The sequence below is a fragment of the Stieleria sp. JC731 genome, assembly GCF_020966635.1.
In the GTDB taxonomy this organism is placed as follows: Bacteria; Planctomycetota; Planctomycetia; order Pirellulales; family Pirellulaceae; genus Stieleria.
In genome coordinates, this window is the sequence record NZ_JAJKFQ010000005.1 from 512,864 (window position 1) to 522,403 (window position 9,540).

The following is a 9,540-nucleotide window of genomic DNA, read 5'->3' on the forward strand; positions in this document are numbered from 1 at the left end:
GCACATGATCGCGATACGATTCGGTTGATGATCAACAGCGGTTATTCGTTGCAGTGATTGTTTAGCCCCACGGGCTGCTCGTGACTGGCTATGATCAGGGGTATGTCAGATCCCCCTTGGTCGGTGGCGCCGTGTCGTATTTCTTGAAATCTCTTGTTTCGCGACCTCTGCTTCGCGCGTCTTGTCGGTTCTCTCGAAGCAACTGCTTTCAACTGGCGCACGCGGATTCTGGTGATGCGGTCGTCGAGCGTCGCCTGGCAAGCTTGCTGAATCATGCCCGTCAGCACGTTCCGTTCTATGCCGATCGTCTACGCGGTCTGCGGGCTCCGCTGGCACCCGATTCTCCGCTGGGACTCGATTCGCTGCGTGAGATCCCACTGCTTCAGAAGTCTGATGTCGAGGCCCATTTCCCCGAGGGGATCACCGATGGCACTGATCCTGGCGATTGGCGGATGATGTCCACCCGTGGCACGGCGCAAAGGTTGATCTTGATCCAAGGCTTCGGCAAGCGTGACGCCGTCCGTGCCGCCAACTTGCGAATGTTGGAACGATCCGGCGATTACGGTCCAGGGTATCCGATCGTCGAGATTCCACCGGAAGTCTGCGAAGAAGTTTGCGGGGAGCTAGGTGAAATCGAGACAGGCGTTACTTCGCGTTTGTGGCAGATGATCCGAGGCGGCAAGCTTCGCGACGGAAAGTCGATACGCGATTTGCGCGGACAGGTGGAGAGGCATTGGATCTACAACCGCAAAACCTATTCTGGGTTTGGGTTGCATGGGTCCAATCCGCCGGGTGATGTTCTGCAATCCTATGTGGATCGCTTGCGAAAGGACCGGCCCTATGTGCTGAAAGCTCTGGCGACGTATCTGATCGCGATCGCGCGCTATGTCGAATCGACTGGGCAGGACCCACTGCAGATCCCCGTGATCAAAACATCCGGCAGTCGAATCGCACCGTGCTGGATTCCAGAGATCGAACGTGCCCTCGGTGGCACATTTTGGAACGACTATGGCAGTGCCGAATTCGGTTCAATCGCCTGTGATTGCAAGGAACACGATGGCATGCATGTCTTCGACGATTTCTTTATTGTTGAAGTCGTCAATGATGACGGGATCCCGCTTGGCGACAATCAAATTGGCAATGTCGTCGTGACCGATTTGATGAACCACACCATGCCAATGATTCGCTACAAGATCGGCGACTTGGGGCGTCTCGACACATCGCCATGCGTTTGCGGCCAGGCGAGTCCACGACTTACCGTGTTAGGTAGGGAGAGTGATGTCATTCGCGACGGGGCGGGAAAGGTGCGTCTTGCTGATCAAGTGATTGAGCGGATAGAGCAAATCGATGGTGTCCTGGCGGCACAGGTACAGCAAAAGGGGGACGCTTGGTATGCGTTGTCGATCGTTGCTGGTAAAGGTACAGCAGATGGTGGTACAGGTTCTGAACATAGAAGTTCTGAACATACAAGTGTTGATCGTGATCAAGTCGCTGCGGAATTCAAAAACTGGATCGGCAGTGATGCCCGAGTCGACGTCCGTACGGTTCGAACGCTGCGTCCCGAATCCGGTGGCAAGTTCCGGTACGTGAAAAGCCGGTTGAACTAAACGTCAATGTCGCTGTGCGAAGGCAAGTTCGTACCGCCAGCGAACGTATCGCAGTCGACTCTCGCATTCATCAAAACCTCGCGCTCTTATCCCACGATCCCAAATGGATGTTCGAAGTGACTTCCCTGCACTTGATGGCCCCAGAGGGAACGTGTGCTATCTTGACAGCGCGGCGACGACACTGAAGCCAAGTTGTGTGATCGACGCTGTCAATTGGTTTTTGCAGGAGGGGACTTCGGCTGTACATCGAGGGATCAATCCGCGCAGTCTGAAGGCGACGGAACGGTTTGAGTTCACTCGTGAAAGGATCGCGGAGTGGTTTTCTGCGGACGTCGATGAAGTTGTGCTAACCTCGGGCGCCACCGATGCGATGAACCTGGTGCGCCGCGGGATGAGAAACCTGAACTCTGTGATCTTCACCGTCATGGAGCATCACAGCAATTTCGTTCCTTGGATGGATGTTGCGACGAATCGCTGTATCGGTGTCGACGCCGAGGGACGCGTTGACCTTGGGTTGTTGAGCGATCTGCTGGCCGGTGGTGGAGTCGACTTGGTCGCATTGACACACCAGAGCAATGTCCTGGGAGCAATCACCGAGCTTGAGAGCATCGTCGATTTGGTCCATCAGCACGGGGCGATGGTCCTTGTCGATGCGGCTCAGTCAGCTGCTCATGACCCGCCGGATTTTGGTGGCTTGGCGATCGATTTCTTGGCATGCAGTGCTCACAAAATGTTGGGGCCCAGCGGGTCGGGGGCGTTGCTTGTTGCCAGGCATGCACGAGACCGCTTGCAGGCGGTGCGATTCGGTGGCAACATGGTTTCAGCGGTGCATCGCGATTCGTTCGAATTGCAGTCGGCGCCACATTGTTTCGAAGCTGGAACCCCGGCGATCGAAAGTGTGATCGGATGGGGAGCGGCGATTGACTATCTCGATCAATTGTCAACCGCCGCGGTGACGAGGCATCTATCGAATTTGACCGATATCGCGGCGGAGCAATTGAAGGCGATTGATGGTGTCCAGCTAATCAGCGTGGACAATCAAAGTCGTGGACCGTTGGTGGCATTTACGGTCGCTGGTGTCGAATCCAATGCGGTGGTCAAAATCTTGGGGAATGATCAAATATTCTTACGAGCTGGTTTTCATTGTGCCCAGCCACTGCACGAGCACCTTGGAATCGGGCCGACGGTTCGAGCCAGTTTTCAGGTCTATAACACAGCTTCGGACATCGATCGATTCACCGAAAGGATCGCCAGCCTCGCAAAAATCGGCTGAATCGTTACTCTGATCGATCGTCTAGACATCGCCCGCAATCACTCTCTTCATGTCGCTTCGCAACCAAGATTCGAGCTTGAAATTTCTTGTATTCTCTGATGATTGGGGGCGGCACCCTTCGAGTTGCCAACACTTGATTCGGCAGTTGTTGCCGGACCATCAGGTGACTTGGGTCAATACCATTGGCATGCGGCCGCCTCGGTTGGATTTGATCACGCTGCGCCGTGGCTTTGAAAAGTTGCGTGGCTGGGCTGGGACATCCGCTGTGGCTGGCGGGCAATCGCACGACGATCCTATCGCGAGCAATTCAGTCGATGTTGCGTCGGATCGTGTCGACGCTGCGGATCCGTTATCGCAGGCAGCCGAGCGCGGTCAAGGCCCCAACGTCATCGACGCCAAAATGTGGCCATGGATGTCGCACAGCTGGGACCGCTGGCTGAACCGCTGGCTGTTGAGCAAGCAACTGCGTCTCGCTTCGGAAGACGCCATCGTGATCACCACCATCCCCATCGTGGCCGACTTGGTTGGACGTTTGCCCGCAGCGCGATGGGTGTATTACTGCGTCGATGATTTTTCAGTCTGGCCTGGCCTCGACGGCGAGATGCTGGGGCGAATGGAAGACGAGTTGGTTGCCAAGGTCGATTGCACGATTGCTGTCAGTGACACACTGATGGAAAGCTTGCGGCGACGAGGCTGTTCACCCCATCTTCTAACCCATGGGGTCGATCTCGATTTCTGGCGAACGAAGGAAGTGGGCGGGAAGGACAATGGTCTAGGAGTTGACGCGACACCAGCGAACGAAGAACGAGATTCATCGTCCTCTAAAGAACCTGCATCCAATGATGTTTACGCATCCGAAACGCCCGGTTCAGATCGAGTCCTGTTCTGGGGGGTCGTCGATCGTCGGATGAACGCTGATTGGGTCCTGGCGCTTGCGGATTCGATGGACAGCGGCAAGGTCATTTTAGCTGGCCCGCATCAAGATCCCGATCCTCGCTTGCTCAGCCATCAGCGCGTTCGAACTCTGGGGGCATTGCCGTTTGAAGAATTGCCGCAGCTGGCAGCAACGGCAGACGTTTTGATCATGCCGTATGCTGATCTTCCCGTCACGCGAGCAATGCAGCCGCTGAAGTTGAAGGAGTACCTTGCCACCGGTAAGCCCGTCGTCGTCTCGCCTTTGCCTGCGACTGCTGCCTGGGAAGATTGTCTTTATATAGTGCATGATCAAGCGAGCTTCATCGCAAAGGTTCATTCACTGATGGACCGCGAGCATCAACCAACGGGTGAGCGAACGTTGCTAAACAAGACTTTCGAGCGTCTCAAACACGAATCGTGGTCTGCGAAGGCGGCGCAAATGCTCGGTGTGATTGGCGAGGTTTCCCAGCGAGCGAACTCGATCGCTTCTGGCTGACCGGCTGGAACGATCGGAAGCTACTGGCCTCAAGTAGGGCATGCCCTAGACGTAACGTAAGTTGAAACCTTTAGTCTTTCGTCCACTGGCAACATGCTACTTTGTTGCAGTGGCTTGCCAAGTCGTTTGGTACTTATGGTGCTCAAGCCAGCCTATCGTAGGTGGGACCTCGCTAGGTTGGATGCCAATGGGCTATACGCCCCCGTTGGTCGGTAAGGTTGTTGGTGTCTGTTTGCTACTGAGTTCGGCGATCGGCATCCGCTACCCGATCGCCGCAGCCGTGGCGGTCACATCGACTGCGTTCGGTATCGCAAGGTACTCTGCCGAGTTGGAGTGGGCCTGGGGTAATGCGTTTCAGGCCTGCGTGATCTTTGACAGTGCGATCGCGTTGATCTTGAGCCCTCAGGCTCGAGTGTCTTGGTTGCGTCTCCGGAGGGAACAGTTCAAAACCGGAATACTGCTCGCCGGGCTTTTAACTTGGGCCATCGTTTCAGAATCGTTGGCGATTGTCTACGAAACAGGCGACCCCGGGCCGAAGCACAGCCTTTTACGGCTTGTTGAGTCGGTCATTCTTTGTACGGTCATCATGGTTTCGGTTACCGATTTTCGGCGTTTCGTGATCGTCGTTGGTGCATCTGTTGTTGCTCTTGGCGGTAGCTACTTGCAGCTTCGACGATTGGAGCATGCCTCCGACTTTGCTTTCGCAGCCGCGCCGCTTTCTTGTTTGCTTGCGGGCTCTGCATCAGCCTTGAATGCATCCTACTTTGTGTCAGGAGTGGCCTTGTCGTCGCTACTTGCAGCGGCTTCGTTTTTTACTGCCAACCGAGGCGCAAATGTAGGCTGGTTGATGACAATGATTTGCATGGCCATCGCGCAATTAAGAAGCCTTCGGATATGGACGGCAATCATTGGCCTAGTCGTTCTGGCCTCGTTCGTTGCTTATCGATCGCCACTTCGTCCCAGGATTCAAGAATGGATCGACAATGGTTGGAGCACAACGACGTTGGCTTCTAGGGTTGAGTTCTGGAAGTCGAGCTTATCCCGATTGCCCGATCACTCGTTGACTGGGATCGGTCCGGGGCGAGGCGGGCAAGACATGTCCAGAGACCTTCAGCTCAAAAAATGGCGAGCGACCCACAATAGCTTTCTCGAAATACTCAGCGAGCAGGGGATCGTTGGGGGGCTGCTCTGGTGCGGTCTCTTATTCAACGCATTCGCAATCTGTCTCTCAAAAGTTGGTGGAGAAACGGCTTGCGAAAGAGCGATGGCGATCGGAATTGGTGCGTGTTTGTTGGCAATGGTCATCGCAGGCATGGCAATTTCTCGGCATGACGATGTGCGACTCTTTTGGGCGATTGGCTGTGCGTTTGCGCTAAAGACTGCACACTTCGATAGGCCCAATGGTTGTGGCGCAGCGAATTAACCCAGTGCGTTGCAAAATTTGTCGACGTACTGACAGGATTCAGTACGTACCTGCGCTCGAAGGTCTGCGAGCGGTCGCGGTGTTGGGGGTGTTCTGCGTTCACTTGCAACAGAATGCGACAATCGATTGGACGGTTGGTCCGATCAGTTTTCAACTGATGTGCATCAACGGGCGAGTCGGGGTCGCTCTGTTCTTTCTTCTGACAGGCTACTTCTTGGCCGCGCCGCTTTGGATGCACGGTGAACGAGAGGGTCTAAAGTCAGCACTGCGGCACTTTTGGCGTAGAAGGCTGATAAAAATTGTCCCTCTGTACTACGCGGTGTTAACCGCACTCACGCTGTTGCGTTTCCTACAGACCGGGAAGATTGACTGGTCGGATGTAATGGCTCACGCATCGTTCATTCATAACTTCGATTCATCGACGCTTTATTCGATCAGCGAACCGATGTGGGCGTTAGCGGTGATCGTTCAGTACTACGTCGTTTTTTGGGTTGTCGTATCGGTAGGCGCTTTGTTTCTTGAAGACAGCCGAGCATTGCTGGTTTTGTTTGCCGGTGTTGCGACCGTGGGTTGGGGCATCATACCGGTCGTCGCTGGAAACCTTCATACGCAGGATTCTGCAACCGTGCTTATTTGGGAGCACAGCCTGATTGCCCATCTCCCGATCTTTGCGCTTGGTGCGGTTTCGTCTTGGTTTTCGCAGCATCAGAGTGCTTCGCGATGTCAGTCCCGACTAACGAATGCATTTTTCTGCTGTGCGATCGTGATGTTGATTGTCATTCTGGGATCACCCTTAGCTGAGCAACTTGAGGAACGGTTGGGGCGTTATGGCTACCCTGTGGTACCGGGATTGCTGGCTATCGTATTGATTGCGGCGACACGGGATTGTTGGGCGAAAATGATTCTTTCAAATCGAGTCTTGGTGGGCATCGGGACGATTTCGTACACGATCTATCTGGTTCATCTTCCGGTCATCGGTTTCGCCAAGCGTTTGTTGATGGCGACCACTCTCTTCGACAATTCACCTTTGTTTCTCGCAACGATTGCATTTTCGGTTTCATGTTTGATTGGACTCGTATTCACAGTAATGGTGGAAGATCCATTACGAAATCTTATTGTGAAGGCGAAGCATGGAAACGAGGTGGTGAAGACTGTTGCTTGATTGATTTGGAGAGCTGGGAGTCAAAGTCCGTGATGGGCTTGGAATGTATTCAGGGCATGGCGAGACAGGGGGCGGCACTTCTGATAGCAGCTAGGGCTAAGGCGAGGCTGTTACCCAGACAGGATTCGTGTAGAACATCAGATCTGCTCCGTTGTCGACGAACCTTCGACCGCGAGCTCGAAAAACCGCGCCAGTTGCTGGCACCTCAAAATTGCTCAGGATATCAGTCAAGGTTTTCTGGGGAGCTTGCTTTGCAACGATCGATGCTTTGCCGTCGACGATTGCGATCAATTCCAATTCGTCAACCGAGTTCGGATGGCCCAGCAAGTCGATTTCTGGAATTTGCATCCGAATCGAAATGTCTATCCGCTTTCCTGCAGCATATAGCGTCTCTCCAGCAAAAGCGGGCCTTTCGAGACCTTCACATTTCACTTGAAGTTCGACCCGTTGTGCGATGCCGCCATGACTGGCAAAAAAGCTGCCAGCTTTGAGAGCATCGAGGACACCACTTGCGGAACGTTCTGGCGAGTAGACCCACGTTTCCGAAAATTCGCCTGGCCAATAGTCTCCGCTGGTAGGGCTATGGAAGTCGCTTGGCGCAAGCGCCGCGTACACATGAAGACCGTCACCGAGTAACTTGTCCCAAGCTCCTCCAACGGTCTCGGCCGCCGGATCCCACCGGTCAACTGTTTTCAGCTTGCCGAGATATGACCCAACTTTAGCCTTGTTTTGGTGACCAGGGGAGCCTGCAAATCCAATGAAGGATTGCGAGGCTTTTAGCCAGGTGAGTGCGTCTTCCACGATCGTCGTGGGATCAGTCCGTTTTCGGGACGGATGGTTTAAAATTAGGACAGCCTCATCCTTCTTGTTTTCTTCGATCCATCGTAGAGCCTCCGATGCTGGTGGGACCCCAGGGTGTTGGTAGCCATCGAACTGTTCCTTGAATTGCCGCAGCCATGCATCGCTTCCGGGTATTGTTAGAACGGTCACATGCTCATTCCCGTCGTAGGGAGGGACGTTCCATTCGAGTCCCGGTATGACGACGATTTTCGGGAATAGCTTTTGAGCAGCTCGTATTTGCGTGAAGTACTCTTCCGTCGCTGCTGTCAAATCATGGCTAGCGTGATCAGTGATGGCGATTGCATCGCACCCATATTTTTGAGCAGACTCAACGACGGCTATTACTGGATAGCGACCGTCGGAGAAAAGGGTATGGGAGTGAGTGTCAACTTTCATCCACTGCCCATTCCCAATCCAAGAAATCGGATTCCGGATGGCTGGCTGATTTTGGTGAGCTACCTCGTTGTCGGGAATCGCAGCAGACTTGCCTTCAGGTCGATCTTGGTGATCCTCACCAGTACAACCGCTAATCGCGAGCAGTATCCACACGGCGAGTTCAATTTTACGATAGCGGCAGGACTCGGGTTTCTCATTCAGCATGAAAACTCTCCTTCGGCCGATGTGGGCATTCTGAATAGAAAGCTAGTACTTCGTTCCAATTCGATTTTAGGATTAGCCGTATGGCGTTAGCCACGGTTTCATTGCAATAACCGGGGCTAACGCCCGTCGGTTGATGACCCGAACCCGTATTTTCATATGGAACGGAGCGCTAGGCTGTGCAAGCGATAAACTGTTGGCATTGGCCAAAATGTCTTGTGTTTGATCGTGGATGCAGGCATTGTAGGAAGCGGAATCGAGGAGTTCGCTTGCCTGATAGACTGCACTCGTGCCGAGCAATAATTTAACTTTCCGTTGCTTGTCGGTTCTAGCGATCGTTTATCACAGCGTTTTAGTGTCTTGGTTAGCCAAAGTGCTGCTGATCAGCGTTGCTCAATATTTTTCGTCTGGATTCAAGTCACCGCGTAGCTCCTATGGAAGTTGATGTTCAAAACGATGTGAGTCGTAGAATCCGCCTTGCTACCGTCGGACTGCTCATCGCTTGGGCGACGTTGCTTTTGCTGGGATCCTGGTATCCGTTTGAATATCAAGAGGCGACATTTCGTGGAGCTTGCGAGCAGTGGTGGCGCGGGTGGCGTTTGGCGGGCCAGTCACGTAGCGACTTAGCGATAAACGTTGTTGCTGGTGTTCCTTTGGGCTTTTGTTCAGGATTGCTTATCCGCGTCTGGTCCACCAGAAAATCAAAACTTGGTTTTGCTGAATGTAGCTCGGGCCTACTCGCACTCAGTTTGATCGCCCTATATGCGTTTGGTGTCGAGATAGGCCAAGCGTGGTTTTCACATCGGGTTCCATCTAGCTTGGATACTTTCGCCCAGATCGCAGGGGCGTCGGGAGCGATGATTGTTTCGTTATCGCTCGGCGAATTTTTATTGATTCGGATAAGTAGTACTGGGCTGGCAAACGTTTCGAGCCGCTCTATGGCGTTGCTGGACTTATATTTCTTTGGCTACGTGATCTGGATGTGGATGCCGTTCATACCTGCTCTCAGTCCATCGGAACTCAAGCAAAAATGGCTGCACGGAGTTACTGGGTTAGGGCTTCAGCAATGGAGCAGGGATCCATGGGTGGCGCTCTATCAAGCGGGGGTCGCGATGGCCACAGCGATTCCCATCGGGGCTTGGTGGAGGCGCATGTCATCTAGAGGGTTGGTTGACATGTCAGTTTGGGGGGCGCTGCTGTGGGGGGGCATCTGCGTTGTGGGGCTCG

The 9,540-nt window shown here is 53.8% G+C and carries 7 protein-coding genes; 6 read left to right on the forward strand and 1 reads right to left on the reverse strand.

Annotated features, from left to right (window positions below; genetic code table 11):
• Window positions 1-131: 131 nt before the first annotated feature.
• From LOC67_RS12990 to LOC67_RS13010, 5 genes are all read left to right on the forward strand, one after another.
• Window positions 132-1,607 (forward strand): phenylacetate--CoA ligase family protein, encoded by a 1,476-nt coding sequence (locus LOC67_RS12990; protein ID WP_230263036.1) that lies wholly within the window; start codon window positions 132-134, stop codon window positions 1,605-1,607.
• Between the two features lie 103 nt (window positions 1,608-1,710).
• Entirely contained in the window at window positions 1,711-2,880 is a 1,170-nt protein-coding gene (locus tag LOC67_RS12995; RefSeq protein WP_230263037.1) for an aminotransferase class V-fold PLP-dependent enzyme, read from the forward strand.
• 76 nt (window positions 2,881-2,956) lie between these two features.
• Window positions 2,957-4,291 (forward strand): glycosyltransferase, encoded by a 1,335-nt coding sequence (locus LOC67_RS13000; protein ID WP_230263038.1) that lies wholly within the window; start codon window positions 2,957-2,959, stop codon window positions 4,289-4,291.
• Window positions 4,292-4,478: 187 nt separating this feature from the next.
• Window positions 4,479-5,714, forward strand: coding sequence for an O-antigen ligase family protein (locus LOC67_RS13005; protein WP_230263039.1), 1,236 nt, complete (start codon window positions 4,479-4,481; stop codon window positions 5,712-5,714).
• Window positions 5,715-5,718: 4 nt separating this feature from the next.
• A complete protein-coding gene (locus tag LOC67_RS13010; RefSeq protein WP_230263040.1) occupies window positions 5,719-6,876 on the forward strand; it encodes an acyltransferase family protein in 1,158 nt (385 codons plus the stop codon).
• Window positions 6,877-6,972: 96 nt separating this feature from the next.
• Here LOC67_RS13010 and LOC67_RS13015 read toward each other — a convergent pair whose 3' ends face one another.
• Window positions 6,973-8,316, reverse strand: coding sequence for a CehA/McbA family metallohydrolase (locus LOC67_RS13015; protein ID WP_230263041.1), 1,344 nt, complete (start codon window positions 8,314-8,316; stop codon window positions 6,973-6,975).
• A 431-nt stretch (window positions 8,317-8,747) separates the two neighbouring features.
• Between LOC67_RS13015 and LOC67_RS13020 the strand changes: the two genes are divergently transcribed.
• On the forward strand, window positions 8,748-9,540 hold a 793-nt coding region (locus tag LOC67_RS13020), incomplete at its 3' end, for a VanZ family protein (protein ID WP_230263042.1).